Origin of the sequence: Shinella granuli (assembly GCF_004341885.1) — a bacterium.
GTDB lineage: Bacteria > Pseudomonadota > Alphaproteobacteria > Rhizobiales > Rhizobiaceae > Shinella > Shinella granuli.
This window is the reverse complement of the sequence record NZ_SLVX01000017.1, coordinates 99682-114457: the sequence shown is the minus strand read 5'-3', so window position 1 is coordinate 114457 and position 14776 is coordinate 99682. Positions and strand designations below refer to the sequence as shown.

General features: G+C 66.1%; 15 protein-coding genes. 3 read left to right on the top strand and 12 right to left on the bottom strand.

The genetic code is table 11. The features are described 5' to 3' along the window. The first annotated feature begins 33 nt into the window (after positions 1-33). Positions 34-432, top strand: a complete 399-nt coding sequence (locus EV665_RS22650; RefSeq protein WP_133035792.1) for a glycine zipper domain-containing protein — start codon at positions 34-36, stop codon at positions 430-432. 62 nt (positions 433-494) lie between these two features. After that, positions 495-926: a hypothetical protein gene (locus tag EV665_RS22645; RefSeq protein WP_133035791.1), complete on the top strand. Its 432-nt coding sequence runs from the start codon at positions 495-497 to the stop codon at positions 924-926. A gap of 31 nt (positions 927-957) precedes the next feature. Here the strand turns inward: EV665_RS22645 and EV665_RS22640 are convergent, their stop codons facing one another. From EV665_RS22640 to EV665_RS22630, 3 genes are all read right to left on the bottom strand, one after another. After that, the gene (locus tag EV665_RS22640; RefSeq protein WP_133035790.1) at positions 958-2463 is read right to left on the bottom strand and encodes a sensor histidine kinase; all 1506 of its coding nucleotides are present in this window, start codon (positions 2461-2463) and stop codon (positions 958-960) included. Positions 2464-2586: 123 nt separating this feature from the next. After that, complete coding sequence (locus EV665_RS22635; RefSeq protein WP_024270843.1) at positions 2587-3141, bottom strand: RNA polymerase sigma factor; 555 nt, start codon at positions 3139-3141, stop codon at positions 2587-2589. A 7-nt stretch (positions 3142-3148) separates the two neighbouring features. Further along, positions 3149-3328 (bottom strand): NepR family anti-sigma factor, encoded by a 180-nt coding sequence (locus tag EV665_RS22630; RefSeq protein WP_245337296.1) that lies wholly within the window; start codon positions 3326-3328, stop codon positions 3149-3151. 161 nt (positions 3329-3489) lie between these two features. Between EV665_RS22630 and EV665_RS22625 the strand changes: the two genes are divergently transcribed. After that, on the top strand, positions 3490-4284 hold the full coding sequence (locus EV665_RS22625) for a response regulator (protein WP_133035788.1): 795 nt from the start codon (positions 3490-3492) through the stop codon (positions 4282-4284). A 325-nt stretch (positions 4285-4609) separates the two neighbouring features. Here the strand turns inward: EV665_RS22625 and EV665_RS22620 are convergent, their stop codons facing one another. The 9 genes from EV665_RS22620 to EV665_RS22580 all read right to left on the bottom strand — a co-directional run bounded on the left by EV665_RS22620 (position 4610) and on the right by EV665_RS22580 (position 14752). Then, positions 4610-6193, bottom strand: coding sequence for an FGGY-family carbohydrate kinase (locus EV665_RS22620; protein ID WP_133035787.1), 1584 nt, complete (start codon positions 6191-6193; stop codon positions 4610-4612). After that, positions 6193-6885, bottom strand: a complete 693-nt coding sequence (locus EV665_RS22615) for an HAD family hydrolase (protein ID WP_064332608.1) — start codon at positions 6883-6885, stop codon at positions 6193-6195. Before EV665_RS22615 ends, EV665_RS22620 begins: the two co-directional genes overlap by 1 nt. Positions 6886-6964: 79 nt before the next feature. Then, a complete protein-coding gene (locus EV665_RS22610) occupies positions 6965-8449 on the bottom strand; it encodes a mannitol dehydrogenase family protein (RefSeq protein WP_133035786.1) in 1485 nt (494 codons plus the stop codon). A 57-nt stretch (positions 8450-8506) separates the two neighbouring features. Beyond that, the gene (locus EV665_RS22605) at positions 8507-9280 is read right to left on the bottom strand and encodes an L-iditol 2-dehydrogenase (protein ID WP_133035785.1); all 774 of its coding nucleotides are present in this window, start codon (positions 9278-9280) and stop codon (positions 8507-8509) included. Further along, on the bottom strand, positions 9277-10278 hold the full coding sequence (locus tag EV665_RS22600; RefSeq protein ID WP_133035784.1) for an ABC transporter ATP-binding protein: 1002 nt from the start codon (positions 10276-10278) through the stop codon (positions 9277-9279). The genes EV665_RS22605 and EV665_RS22600 overlap by 4 nt, the downstream gene beginning before the upstream one ends. Positions 10279-10301: 23 nt before the next feature. Next, entirely contained in the window at positions 10302-11126 is an 825-nt protein-coding gene (locus EV665_RS22595) for a carbohydrate ABC transporter permease (RefSeq protein ID WP_064329352.1), read from the bottom strand. A 70-nt stretch (positions 11127-11196) separates the two neighbouring features. Beyond that, positions 11197-12069, bottom strand: coding sequence for a carbohydrate ABC transporter permease (locus EV665_RS22590; RefSeq protein ID WP_064329351.1), 873 nt, complete (start codon positions 12067-12069; stop codon positions 11197-11199). A gap of 256 nt (positions 12070-12325) precedes the next feature. After that, entirely contained in the window at positions 12326-13639 is a 1314-nt protein-coding gene (locus EV665_RS22585; RefSeq protein WP_133035783.1) for an ABC transporter substrate-binding protein, read from the bottom strand. Between the two features lie 159 nt (positions 13640-13798). Continuing rightward, on the bottom strand, positions 13799-14752 hold the full coding sequence (locus EV665_RS22580; protein ID WP_064330989.1) for a sugar-binding transcriptional regulator: 954 nt from the start codon (positions 14750-14752) through the stop codon (positions 13799-13801). Positions 14753-14776: the final 24 nt, after the last annotated feature.

Here is a 14776-nt window from a genome sequence, read left to right as displayed (position 1 = left end):
ACATCTGCGGGCGACCGCAAAAGGAGAAACGGCATGGCCAACGGACTGTTTTCATCGCGCAGCAAGAGCCTTCGCAGCGGGCTTCAAGAGGAAGCCCAGGCGGCCGAGGAGCAGATCGCGGACCTGCGCGCGGAGATCGCCTCCCTCGCCAAGCTGCTCGCCGACGACGCATCGAGCGGGGCCAGCGGCATCCGCAAGAAGGCCCGCGCCGCAAAGGCGCAGGCGAGCGAAGCCGCACACGGTCTGAGGGACCGCGCGGAAGGCGACATCCGCGACATGATCGCTGCCGGCGAGGACATCCTTGCCGAGTTCCAGGAGCGCTATCGCCATTCCGGCCGCCGCGCCCGCAAGGCGGTGAAGGAGCATCCGCTCGCAACGCTCGGCGTAGCGGCTGCCGCAGGCTTCCTGCTCGCCGCCCTCCTGCGGCGCTGATCCCTTCCTTTCCCATCCCGGGACGCCGGCCGGCGTCCCTTCCTATGCGGAGCGTTAAAGGCATGCTGTCACTGGGGGCCATTCTCCTGCAAAACCTCGTCACCCGCGTCACCGACCGGGTGGACGAGACCATGGACGTCGCCAAGCGCAATGCGATCGCCGGCGCTGCGATCGGCCTCCTGCTGGTCACCGCCTACGGCCTTGGCGTCGTCGCCACCGCCGTGCTGCTGTCGCAGCACTACGGCGCCGTGTCGGCGCTCTTCGGCCTTGCCGGCGGTTTCCTGCTGCTTGCGCTCATCGTGCTGGCCGTCGTCGCCATGCGCAACAAGCGGGAGCGCGAACTGCGCCGCATCCGCCGCCAGCAACTGGCCGCACGCCGCGACCTGATGGCGGCGGCCGCCACCGTCGCCATGAAGAAGCCCTTCGCCGCGACCGCCGTTGCGCTCGCGCTCGGCTTCCTGCTCGCGCCGAAATCCCGCCGCGGCGACGACTGATCTTCCCGATCTTCGCGAAAAGGCATGCCGCTCAGAGCGGCATGCGGATGACCGCCGTCACGCCCTTGGGCAGGTATTCGACATGCACGTTGCTGCCGAGCACCTTGTCGAGGCTGCGCTCGATCAGCACCGAGCCGAAACCGCGCCTGCCGTCCTGCCTGACCGGCGGTCCGCCGACCTCGTGCCAGGTCATGTTGAGCACGCGCTGCTCGTCTTCCTTCACCACGCGGGCGGCGATCACCACCTTGCCCGAGCGCACCGACAGCGCGCCATATTTGCGGGCATTGGTGGCCAGCTCGTGCAGGACGAGGCCGAGGCCAACCGCCTGGTCCGGCCCCAGTTCCACCTCGTCCTTGTGGATCTCGATCTGGCTGTCGAAGTCGATCGCATAGGGCATGATCTGCTTCTGCAGCAGCATCTTCAGGTGGATGACGCCCCATTCGTGGTCACTGAGCAGGCCATGCGCCTCGGAGAGCGATTGCAGGCGGCCGGCGAAGGCATCCATGAACTCGACCGGATCGCTGGTCTGGCGAAGGGTCTGGCGGGCGAGCGACTGCAGCATGGCCAGCGTGTTCTTGACCCGATGGTTGAGCTCGCGCAGCAGAAGCCGCGTGCGCTCGGAGGCAAGCTGCCCGTCCGTGACGTCGACATTGATGCCGAGGAAAATCGTCGGCCGCCCGTCCGCATCCCATTCGTGCACGCGCCCGCGCCCGAGCAGCCAGCGGCCGGATTTCGCGGCCCGGAAAAGGCCGTCATATTCCTTGCCGGAAGCGAGCGCATCGCGCAGGCGGCCGATGGTGGCCTTGCGGTCCGCCGGATGCACCGCGGCGAAGAACCTGCGCGCCCGCATGGGCCTGGCCGGCTTGACGCCGAGCATGCGATAGAAGGTCTCGTTGCCGGAGACCATGCCCGTCGACAGGTCCCACAGCCAGCTTGCGACATTGGCCGCATCGAGCGCGAGGGCATGGCGCTTCTCGTCACGCGAAAGCGCCTCGGCGGCCAACAGGCGCCGCCGGGCCTCGTCCTTCAGCTTGATGAGCGAGGCGGCAAGCGAGGCAAGCTGCCTCAGCCGCGGCAGAAGGTCCAGGGCGACACGCGCGTGCGGCTCGACATCGAAGACGCAGACCGTGCCGATCGGCTGGCCCTCCAGGATGATCGGCGCGCCTGCATAAAAGCGCAGGTACGGTGCGCCGGTAACGCTCGGCAGGCAGGCAAAACGTTCATCCTCACGGGCATCGGCGACGATGAGCGGTTCATCCGCGCTTTCGGCGATCATGCGCGCGCAGAAGGAGGCATCCGACGGCGCGCGGATATCCGGCGTACCCTCGCGCGCAAGGAACCACTGGTCGGTGCGCCCGAGAATGGTGACGAGGGAAATCGGCGTGGAGAAAACCCCCGCCGCAAGACCGGCAATATCGTCGAAATCGGGATCCGGGCCGAGGAAGACCGGCATCGCGGCGTCGAGCGCCGCCAGACGGTCTGGCGCCTCCAGAACCGCTATGACATCGGACGATACTGTCAGAACATTGTCCTTCATACGTCTCAGGTATGCGATTCCGCGTCCGGTTTCACCCTCGGCTTTCGCCTGCGACGCGCTTCGCCCCTTTCCCCCTCAGCTATCGTCGCCCGCATGGTCGCAGGCGGCGCGTGTTTCCGTACCCTATGATGCAAAGGCGCGCGAGGTGATCGGCGCCGAGACCGCATCCGGGCCATAGTCGCTTTCGCCGCTCACCTGCAAGAGCTCCTGCAGGCGCTGGCGGGCACGATTGACGCGGCTCTTGATCGTGCCGAGCGCGCAGCCGCAGATTTCCGCCGCCTCTTCGTAGGAAAAGCCCGACGCGCCGACGAGGATGATCGCCTCGCGCTGCTCGTCCGGCAGCTTTTCCAGCGCCTTCTTGAAGTCCTGCATGTCGAGCGAACCATATTGCGAGGGGTGCTGCGCCATGTTCTCCGTGAAGAGACCGTCGGAATCCTGCACCTCGCGGCCGCGCTTGCGCATCTTGCTGTAAAGCTCGTTGCGAAGGATCGTGAAGAGCCAGGCCTTCATGTTCGTGCCCATCTCGAACTGTTCCTGCTTGGCCCAGGCCTTCATGATCGTGTCCTGCACGAGATCGTCGGCCTGGTCGTGCCGGCCGATCAGCGAAATGGCGAAGGCGCGCAGGCTTGGCAGAACCGCCAGCAGCTCCCGCTTGAACGTCGTCTGTTCCTGATCCATCGTACCCTCACTCGACCCGTTGGACGCGGCTTTCCACAGCATCCAGTTTTTCGAGAAGATCAAGGAACCTTTGGGGAAGCGCCTCATCCTGTACCTGATGGTAGAAGGCGCGAAGCTTCATCGCAATCTGTGCATTGGGATCGTCGCTCGCGGGAGATCGTTTCCCGCCTCTTTTCTTCTTGTCCACGCTATTCACTGTGCCACTCTCATTTTTCATTCGCGCCTTGTGACGAATTCGGCGTGAAAATGCCTGGCTTCAAAAAAAGTTCCCGTCCCCGGAACCTTAATTTGGCTTCCGCGTTCAAACCGTCAACTGCCACTCAAACAAATTCAGAACAGGGGACCACCATGCCGATTTCCGACCGCATCGGACCGCACCTTCCGGCGCTTCGCCGCTATGCCCGCGCCCTGACCGGAACACAGCCCTCCGGCGATGCCTATGTGGCCGCGACCCTCGAAACCATTCTTGTCGATCCCTCCGTGATGCCGGAGGGCGAGGACGACAAGGCGACGCTCTTCGGTCTTCTCAGCCGCATCATTTCCTCCCTCCCCGTTTCGGTAAGCCGGGGCGCCGGCACCATCTCGCCCGGCACGGAGGCCCCGTTCGACCTGTCCGGCGTTCCCCCGCTCGCCCGGCAAGCGCTGCTGCTGGCGACGGTCGAGGGCTTTACCGTCGAAAAGACCGCGGCCATCCTCGATGCCGAGCCGACCACCATCCGCACCCTGCTCGACGCCGCCTTCGCGGAAATCGCCGCGCAGGCCGAGACCGGCATCATGATCATCGAGGACGAGCCGCTGATCGCCCTCGACCTTGCCCACATGGTCAACGGCATGGGCCACCGCGTCACCGGCATCGCCCGCACGCAGAGCGAAGCCGAAATATTGTGGAGCGACAGCCGACCCGGCCTCATCCTTGCCGACGTGAAGCTCGCCGACGGAAGCTCCGGCATCGATGCGGTGAATTCCATCCTCACCCGCACGGACATTCCCGTGATCTTCATCACCGCCTATCCCGAGCGGCTTCTCACCGGCGAGCGCCCGGAGCCGGCCTTCCTCGTTTCCAAACCGTTCAATCCGGAGCAGGTGAAGGTGCTCATCAACCAGGCTCTTCTCTTCACCCCGCAAGCGCGCGCCGCGGCCTGATCTCGCTCCCGGACGGCCGCAGCGGCGGCGCGGCCGGCGGCGGTGGGAGGCACGCCCACCGCCGCCTTTTCTTGCCTGCCATCCGGGCGACGGCAGGCATGCGCACAGCCGCTTTTCATTTTCTCGCCATGCCACAAAAGAAAACAGCCAGCGTCTGGGAGACACTGGCTGCTTGAGTATCCACGGACCGGAGGGGGACACGGTATCGTGGTCGATCACCGGTCGAGGGCCTCGCATTTGGGGGACATGCGCTGACCGGTGACGGGAAGGAAACTCTCAGCGGGGGACTTGGTTCCGGCCGATCGAAAATTTTTTCGGGATATCTTCAGTCGATCGCTTCCAGTTCGGCGCGATGCCGGTGGAGCGCCAGGAAACGGCGATAGTCCCGGTCGTAACCGGCCTTGCGGGCGGGATCGGGAAGGAAGGTGCTGCTTCCCGGAGACATCTGCCGGCCCGCAGTCGGCAGATCGGCGTGCACTCCGCCGGCAACCGCCGCCACCATGGCCGTCCCGAGCAGCACCGCATCGCCGGTCTGCGGCACGACGACGCGGCAGCCGGTGACATCCCGGTAGAGCTCCATCAGCAGCGGATTGCGCACATGGCCGCCGGTGACATGCAGCGTATCGAGCGGATAGCCGCCCGCGCCGAGCTTTTCCAGGATATGGCGGATGCCGAACGCGATGGCGACCGAGGTCCGCCAGTAGAGGCGGCAAAGCCCGTCGAAGGAGGCATCGAGCGAAAGGCCGCTGATCACGCCGAGCGCGTGCGGATCGGCCAGCGGCGAGCGGTTGCCGTGAAAATCCGGCAGCACATGCAGCCGCGCGGCGAAAGCCTCGCCCTCCTGCGCCTGCATCTCGCGGATGCGCGCGACGATGCGGGCATGGTTCGCCGCCGAGGGGTCGCCGCCCGCGCTGTGCGTGCGCACGACATGGTCGAGCAGCGCGCCCGTCGCGGACTGGCCGCCCTCGACCAGCCACCAGCCCGGCAGCACCGCCTCGTAATAAGGCCCCCACATGCCGAAACCGAACCGCTTCTCGCGCGAGAAGGCGACGATGCAGCTCGACGTGCCGCCGATGAGGGCAAGCTGCCGCTCCAGCACCTCCGGTGCGCCGGCAAAGGCCCCGAGCACGCCGAGCGTGCCGGCATAGGCATCGATCAGGCCCGTCGCGACCACGCAGCCCGTATCAAGGCCGAGCTCCGCGGCCGCTTCCGGCGTCAGGCGCCCGACAGCCGCGCCGACCGCCAGCGTCTCCTGCGGCAGCGCACCGCGTTCGTGCAGGTCCTCAAGGCCGATCGCCGCCAGGAAACCGTCGTTCCACGGCTGCTTTTCATGGGAGAGATAGTTCCATTTCGCCGTCATCGTGCAGCGCGAGCGGGCATTCGACCCCGTCGCCCGCCAGGTCATGAAATCGGCGAGATCGAAGACATGGCCCGTCTTCGCCCATTGCTCCGGCCGGTGGCGCTTCAGCCACATCAGCTTGGGCATTTCCATTTCCGGCGACATGACACGCCCGGAATGGGCCAGCACCGGATGGTCCGTCGCCGTGCAGAGATCGGCCTCTTCCAGCGCGCGGTGATCGAACCAGGCGATCGTGTCCCAGCGGGCGTCCTCGCCGCCGGAAACGGCCAGCGGCCGTCCCGCCGTGTCCCTGACGACCAGCGAGCAGGTCGCGTCGATGCCGAGCGCCGCGATGCGGCCCGCCTCGACGCCCGCAAGCGCGCGGGCCGCCTTGATCGCGGCACAGGCCGCCTGCCAGATGTCCTCCGAATCATGCTCGGCGTGGTTCACGCTGGGCCGGCGCAGGGCGATCGGGTGTTCGGAGCGTCCCAGCAGAGCGCCGCTCCGGTCGAACACGCCGGCGCGGGCACTGCCCGTGCCGATGTCCACCGCAACGATCAGATCGCGCATCAATGCTCTTTCCCGCCGGCCTCTTCCTTGCGGACAAACTGTAACAATTCCCGCATGTCGTCAAACAGGGCGTCGGGATTGAGGCTGAGCAGCGCGTCGCGATGGCGCGGCGTACGCGCATGGGAGCCGCCGGTGAAGGCAACCACCCGCATGCCGGCGGATTTCGCCGCCGTGATGCCGGCCGGGCTGTCCTCCACCACCACGCAATGGCCGGGCGCAACGCCCATGACCGCGCTGGCATGCAGGAAGAGATCGGGCGCCGGCTTGCCGCGCGCGACCATGCTGGCGCTGAAGATGTTCGGCTCGAACCTGTCGATGAGGCCGGTGACGGAAAGCGACAGGCGGATGCGCTCGAGCTGGCTGGAGGAGGCCACGCAATGGGCGATGCCGAGCCCGTCCACCGTCTCGGCAATGCCCTCGATGGGCTGCAGCTCGGTGCGGAACCGCTCGTAGAGCACCTTGCGCATCGCCTCCAGGAAGGCCGTATCGATCGCCAGCCCGTAGTCGGCATGCAGGATTTCCGACATGCTCTTCAGGCTGCGGCCGAGGAAACGCTCGTGGGCCTCCTCGGCGCTCATCGTGACGCCCGCCGCCGCCAGCGCCTCGACCAATACCGCGATCGAGATCGGCTCGCTGTCGACGAGCACCCCATCGCAATCGAAGATCACCAGTTCTGTCTGTTTGGCGGCCATGACGTCCCGTTCCATTGTCAGGCCCCCGTGGTACTGTCTGCTCTCCTTGTTGGAAAGCCCCGCATTTGTGGGGATTTCCTCAATTCACCAGCCTGTCGTCCAGATATGCCTTCAGCGTTGCCCGGGTGCCCTTCTGCTGGAGGGAGTTGAGCGCATGGGTGAAGCGTCTGGCGAAGCGGTTTGATGTTGCGACGGTACCGAAGATGTCCTTGAGTTCGAGGAAGGCGCCTGGGTTGGTCGTTGCGGCGCTTGCGGCGGCGCGGATGCGCTCGATATTGGGGTCGTTGAAGGCGATGGGCCTGCCGCTGTCCGTGGTGCCGGCGAGGTAGTGGCACCAGAGCGCGGAGACGAGCGCGAGGCCGACGACGTCCTCGCCGCGCGCCAGCCGGTCGGCGGTGGAGGGCAGGATGAACTTCGGCTGGCGGTTGGAGCCGTCCTGGGCAAGGCGCGGGATCGTGTCGGCGATCTTGGGGTTGGAGAAGCGGCGTTCGATCAGCGCGAAATAGTCGTCGAGGTCGGTGTCGGGCACGGGCGGGATGACGGGGATGATCTCCTCGCGCTCGAGCTTGGCGAGGAAGGCGCGGATGTCGGGGTCCTCCATCGCCTCGTGCACGAAGTGGATGTCGAGGAGAGCGGCCGGATAGGCGATGGCGGCATGGCCGCCGTTGAGGATGCGGATCTTCATGTGCTCGTAGGGCGCGACGTCGGGCACGAACTGCACGCCGACCGTCTCCAGCGCCGGGCGGCCCTCAGGGAAACGATCCTCCAGCACCCATTGCCTGAACTCCTCGCAGAAGACCGGCCAGGCGTCGTCGATGCCGTATTCGTCCGCCACGATGCCGATCTCGCGCGGGCCGGTGGCCGGCGTGATGCGGTCGACCATGCCGTTCGGGAAGGCGACATTGGCGTCGATCCAGTCGGCAAGGTCGGGATCGGAGAGGCGGGCAAGGCCGGAGACGGCGGCGTGCGTGACCTCGCCATTGCCGGGGATGTTGTCGCAGGACATGACGGTATAGGGCGCAATGGCCTTGTCCCTGCGCGCCCTGAGGCCGGCGAGGATGAGGCCGAAGACGGTCTTCGGGTCGTCCGGGTTGGCGGCATCGGCGGCGATGGCGGGATGGGCCGGGTCGAAGAGGCCGGAGGCCGGGTTGATGAAGTAGCCGCCCTCGGTGATGGTCAGCGAGACGATGCGGATGGCGGGGTCGCAGAGCTGGGCGATGGTGGCCGCCGCATTGCCGGGCGCGAGGTAGCCGATCATCGCGCCGGTGACGCGCGCGCCGGAGCGGTTGTTGTCCTGCTCGACGACGGTGGTCAGGAAATCCTGGCCGGCCAGCTTGTCGCGCATCGCCGCGTCGGAGGGCAGCACGCCGGCGCCGATGATCGCCCAGTCGTGATCGCGGCCGAGGTTGAACAGGTCGTCGAGATAGACGGCCTGGTGCGCCCGGTGGAAATTGCCGACCCCGAAATGCACGATGCCGGCCTTGAGGCTGCCGCGCCCGTAGGCCGGAACGCCCGCGGTCCTTTCGACCGTATCGAGGGTGGCGAGCGACAGTTTCGTGGTCATGGTCCATTCCTTCCGGTTGTCCGGTCTCGTCTCGTTGCCGGCCCGCCCATGCGGGCCTCAGCTCATCCAGTTGCCGCCGTCGACATTGTAGGTCTGCGCGACGACGTAGTTGCTCTCCTTGGAGGCGAGGAAGATCGCCATGCCGGTGAGGTCGTCCGCCGTGCCCATGCGGCCGAAGGGCACCTCTTCGCCGACCAGGCGCTTCTTCTCGCCGAGCGGCCGGTTCTCGTATCTGGCGAAGAGCGCGTCGACGCCGTCCCAGTGCTCGCCGTCGACCACGCCGGGCGCGATGGCGTTGACGTTGATGCCGTGCCTGATGAGGTCCAGCCCCGCCGACTGGGTGAGGCTGATGACCGCCGCCTTCGTCGCGCAGTAGACGGCGACCAGCGCCTCGCCGCGCCGGCCGGCCTGGCTCGCCATGTTGATGATCTTGCCGCCGCGGCCCTGCGCGATCATCTGCCTGGCCGCCGCCTGCAGCGTGAAGAGCGTGCCGGCGACGTTGATCGAGAACAGCCTGTCGTAGCTCTCGCGCGTGATCTCGACGATCGGGGCGAGATCGAAGAGGGCGGCATTGTTGACGAGGATGTCGATGCCGCCGGCCTCCTTCACGCAGGCCGCGACGGCCGCGTCGATCGACGCCTGCCGCGTCACGTCCATCTCGACCGCATAGGCGGCCGGCCCGATCTCGCCTGCCGTCGCCCGCGCCCGCCCGATGTCGATGTCGGCGATGGCGACGCGCGCGCCCTCGCGCGCATAGGCCTCCGCGAAGCTGCGGCCGATGCCGCGCGCCGATCCGGTGATCAGCGCGCTCCTGCCCTCCAGCCGTTTCATCGGATCGCCTTCCCGGCATCGTCGAAGCGGTGGATGCGGGCCTCGTCGGGGGTGAGGAAGACGGTGTCGCCGTGGGTGACGGGGAAGTCGCCGCCGGCGCGCACGGTCACCATGCCGATGCCCTCGGCATTGACATGCAGGAACGTGTCGGAGCCGAGATGCTCGGCGACGCCGACGACGCCCTTCCAGGTGCCGCCCTCCTTGGAGAGGCGGATATGCTCCGGCCTTATGCCGACGGTCGGGGCGTTCCAGGGGCTCGCCGCCTCGCCCTTGACGAAGTTCATGCGCGGCGAGCCGATGAAGCCGGCGACGAAGAGGTTGTCGGGCTTGTTGTAGAGATCGAGCGGCGAGCCGACCTGCTCGATATTGCCGGCGTTGAGCACGACGATCTTGTCGGCCATGGTCATGGCTTCCACCTGGTCGTGGGTGACGTAGATCATCGTCGTCTTCAGCTGGTGGTGCAGCTCGGAGATCTCCAGCCGCATCGTGCCGCGCAGCGCCGCGTCGAGGTTGGAGAGCGGCTCGTCGAACAGGAAGGCCGAGGGTTCGCGCACGATCGCCCGGCCGATCGCCACGCGCTGGCGCTGGCCGCCGGACAGCTGGCCGGGGCGGCGTTCGAGATAGTTGGCGAGGTTCAGGACGCGTGCGGCCTCCGCCACCTTCTTCTCGATGACGGCCGGATCGGTCCTGGCCATCTTCAAGGGGAAGGCGATGTTGTTCTTCACCGTCATGTGCGGATAGAGCGCATAGGACTGGAACACCATGGCGAGCCCGCGCCGGGCCGGGGCCTCCCCGGTGACGTCCCGCCCGTCGATCTCGATCGTGCCGCTCGTCGTGTCCTCCAGGCCCGCGATGAGGCGCAGCAGCGTGGACTTGCCGCAGCCCGACGGGCCGACGAAGACGACGAACTCGCCGTCCTCGATGGTCAGGTCGATGCCCGGAATGACCTGCGTGGCGCCAAAACTCTTGTTGACCTTTTTAAGGATGATCTTGCCCATGATGGTCCCTCCCGTCTGTTTCGTTACTTCACGGCGCCGAAGGTGAGGCCGCGGACAAGCTGTTTCTGGCTGAACCAGCCCATGATCAGGATCGGGGCGATGGCGAGCGTCGAGGCCGCCGAGAGCTTGGCCCAGAACAGGCCCTGCGGGCTGGAGAAGGAGGCGATGAAGGCGGTCAGCGGCGCGGCGTTCGTCGTCGTCAGGCGGATCGTCCAGAACGCCTCGTTCCAGGCGAGGATGATGTTGAGCAGCATGGTGGAGGCGATGCCCGGCACCGCCATCGGGGTCAGCACGTAGACGATCTCGCCCCACAGCGAGGCCCCGTCCATGCGCGCGGCCTCCAGGATCTCGCCGGGGATCTCGCGGAAATAGGTGTAGAGCATCCAGATGACGATCGGCAGGTTGATCAGCGTCAGCATGACGGTCAGCCCGACGCGGCTGTCGAGCAGGCCCGTGTCGCGGAAGATCAGGTAGATCGGCACCAGCACGGCGACGGCCGGCATCATCTTGGTCGACAGCATCCACATCAGGATGTCCTTGGTCCTTCTCGTCGGCGAGAAGGCCATCGACCAGGCGGCGGGCACGGCGACCAGCAGCGCCAGCAGCGTCGAGCCGACCGAGATGATCACCGAGTTCAGGAAGAACTTGAAGTAGTTGCTCTGCGCCTGCACGGCCGCATAGCTCTCCACCGTGCCGGACGGGACGATGCCGAAGCCCTGGATCGCCTCGGTCTCGGACTTGAACGAGGTGATGATCGTGTAGAGGATCGGGAAGAAGAGGATCAGCGCGATGATCCAGGCGGCGATGGTGAAGACGACGGTTCGTCTGGTCGAGACGGCTCTAGCCATGGTCGTATCCCCTTGATGTGAGCTGTTCCAGGAAACGTGCGGAGCGGTTGTGCGTCCGGAACGGCGGCAGCTATTTGTCCAGGTTCTTGCCGACGGCGCGCATCAGGAAGAAGGCGACGATGTTGGCGAGGATGACGGCGATGATGCCGCCGGCCGAGGCGCCGCCGACGTCGTAGCCGAGAAGCGCGGTGCGGTAGATCAGGAACGGCAGGTTGGTCGAGGCATAGCCCGGCCCGCCATTGGTGGTGACGAGGATCTCCGCATAGACGCCGAGCAGGAAGATCGTCTGGATCAGGATGACGACGGTGATCGAGCGGGCAAGATGCGGCAGCGTCAGGTAGACGAAGCGCGAGACGAAGCCGGCCCCGTCCATCTCCGCCGCCTCCTTCTGCTCGCCGTCGAGCGATTGCAGCGCGGTCAAGAGGATGAGGGTGGCAAACGGCAGCCATTGCCAGGCGACGATGATGATGATCGAGAACAGCGGATACTGCGCGAACCAGTCGACCGGCTGCAGCCCGAGCGCCCGGTTGATGTCCGCCAGCACGCCGTAGCCCGGATGCATGATCATGTTCTTCCACACCAGCGCGGCCACCGGCGGCATGACGAAGAAGGGCGAGATGATCATGATGCGCACGATGCCCTGCCCCCACATCGGCTGGTCGAGCAGCAGCGCAATCGCGATGCCGCCGACAACGGTGATCAAGAGCACCCCGCCGACGATCAGCAGCGTGTTCCAGATCGACTGGAAAAAGGCCGGGTCGGTGTAGAAATACTGATAGTTGAACAGCCCGGCCCAGCTGACATTGGCCGGGTTCAAAAGGTTGTAGTTCTGGAACGAGAACCACAACGTCATCGCCAGCGGCACGATCATCCAGACCAGAAGCAACCCAACAGAGGGCGCCAACATCAAACGCGCCAAACCACGCGTGTTCTCCGTCGCCATGATCTTCCTCCCGAAGCCGGTATGGCCGGCCAATGCAGTCACGACATCATTACAGGGCGAGCCGCCCCTCATCCCCCTGCCGGGACCTTCTCCCCTCAAGCGGGGAGAAGGGGCAGAACGGAGAGCCCATCGCTCCTCTCCCCGCGTACGGGGAGAGGATGCCGGCAGGCCGGTGAGAGGCAAACGCCGGAAACGACACCCCATCTATCGGCTGCCCGGAGCGCGTCCGGGCAGCCTGTCCTTGGGGAGGAGGTGATTACTTGATGTAGCCGGCGCGGGTCATCTCGCGTGTCGTGACCTGCTGGGCCTGGGCGAGCGCGTCGTCGACCGACATCTGGCCGGCGAGGGCTGCCGAGAAGAGCTGGCCGACCGTCGTGCCGAGACCCTGGAACTCGGGGATCGCGACGAACTGCACGCCGACATAGGGCACCGGCTTGACGGCCGGGTTCTTCGGGTCGGCGGCATTGATCGAGTCGAGCGTCATCTTGGCGAAGGGCGCGGCCGCTTCATAATCCGCATTCGCATAGAGCGAGGAGCGCGTGCCCGGAGGAACGTTCGCCCAGCCTTCCTTCTCGGCGACGAGCTTGGTGTAGTCCTTGCTGGTCGCCCAGGCGATGAACTTCTCCGCCGCCTCGGCCTTCTGCGTGCCTGCGGGAATGGCGAGGTTCCAGGCCCAGAGCCAGTTGCCGCGCTTGCCGAGGCCCGTGTCGGGCGCCAGCGCATAGCCGACCTTGTCGGCGACCGTCGATTCCTTCGGGTTCGAGACGAAGGAGGCGGCGACCGTCGCGTCGATCCACATGCCGCAATTGCCCTGCTGGAAGAGCGCCAGGTTCTCGTTGAAACCGTTGGAGGACGCGCCCTGCGGGCCGGCGTCGTTCATCAGCTTGACGTAGAAGTCGAGCGTGTTCTTCCATTCCGGCTGGTCGAACTGCGGCGCCCAGTTCTCGTCGAACCAGCGGGCACCGAAGGCGTTGGCGGTGGCGGTCAGGAAGGCCATGTTCTCGCCCCAGCCGGCCTTGCCGCGCAGGCAGATGCCGTTGATGCCGGCCGTGCGGTCGGTCATCTTGCGGGCGGCGTCGGCGATGAACTCCCAGGTCGGCGCATCGGGCATGGTGAGCCCGGCCTTCTCCATCAGGTCCTTGCGGTACATGACGAAGGAGGATTCGCCGTAGAACGGCGCGGCATAGAGCTTGCCGTCCTCGCCCGTCAGGCCCGAGCGGATGGCCGGCAGGAGGTCGTCGGCATCGTAGTCGGCGCCGAGATTGTCGAGCGCCACGAGCCAGCCCTGCTTGGCCCAGATCGGAACCTCATAGGTGCCGATCGTCATGATGTCGTACTGGCCGCCCTTCGTCGCGATGTCGGTCGTGACGCGCTCGCGCAGGACGTTCTCTTCGAGCGTCACCCAGTTCAATTCGATATCGGGGTTCTTGGCCGTGAAATCGTCCGTCAGCCCCTGCATGCGGATCATGTCGCCATTGTTGACGGTGGCGATGGTCAGCGTTTCGGCATTAGCGAAACCGCACAGGAGCGCAGCCGAGCAGGTGCCCAGCAAAAGGGTCTTCAAATTCATCATCTTCCTCCCAGAAAGGTATTGAGCATTTGCTTTGCTCATGGGCAATTACTCGCATATTGTCGCGACAAGTCAACGGCCAATCGTTGCTGCACCGCACAAAGCGAGACAGCGGCCGTTGAATCTCATGGAGAATTTTTACCGGGAAGACGGTCCGGATCAGGCCGAAAGCAGGTGGCGGGCGGTGGCCTCGTCGGTGATGACGCCGTTGATCATGCGCCCGCGCAGCGCCGCCAGAAGCGCCGCATATTTGCGCTTGCCCTTGGCAAGGCCGATGACGGTGGTGGTCTCGCGCGGCGGTAGCGGCACGGAGGCGACACGCTCGTTGATGCTGCCTTCGAGCAGCTTGCCGTCACGGTCGAACATCCAGCCGCAGATCTCGCCGGCCGCCCCCTCCTCCATCAGACGGGCCATCTCCTCCGGATCGAGGAACCCGTCGAGGCAGAGCGGCGCATCCGCGCCGAGCTCGCCGATGCCGACGAAGGCAACGTCCGCCTCGCGGCCGAGCTGGAGGGTCGATTGCACGAGGCTCTGCTTGTGCAGGAGGTCGCGCTCCTCCGTGGAGGAAACGAGAACCGGCAGCGGCATCGGATAGTGCCGGGCCTTCACCGCATCGGCCATGGAGAAGATGACGTTGTAGTAGGCCGCCGAACCGTCCGGCCCGATATTGCCGGTCAGCGACATGATGCGATGCTGCGGACATTCCATCGCCGGAAGCTGGTCGATCGCCGCCTTCAGCGTGCGCCCCGTGCCGACGGCGAGCACGATCGGTTCGGATTTCTTCAGCCAGCGTTCGATCTCCGCCGCGCCCGCCTCGGCGATGCCGATCGTCGTGGAAGTGGAGCCAGGGTCGCTCGGCACGATATCGACATGCACGAGGCCGAACTTCTTCTTCAGCTCCTCGCCAAGCTCCAGGCATTCGGCGATCGGATGGTCGAGCCGCACCTTGATCAGCCGCTCGGCGACGGCGAGCGAGACGAGGCGCTGCGCCGACTGGCGGGAGATGCCCATGGCGGCGGCGATCTCGTCCTGCGTGCGGCCCGCGACATAATAGAGCCAGCCGGCCCTTGCCGCATCGTCCAGCCGCCCGGTTGTTTCCGCCCGCTTCGCCATCGTTTTCCCCTGCTGTTCCAGACG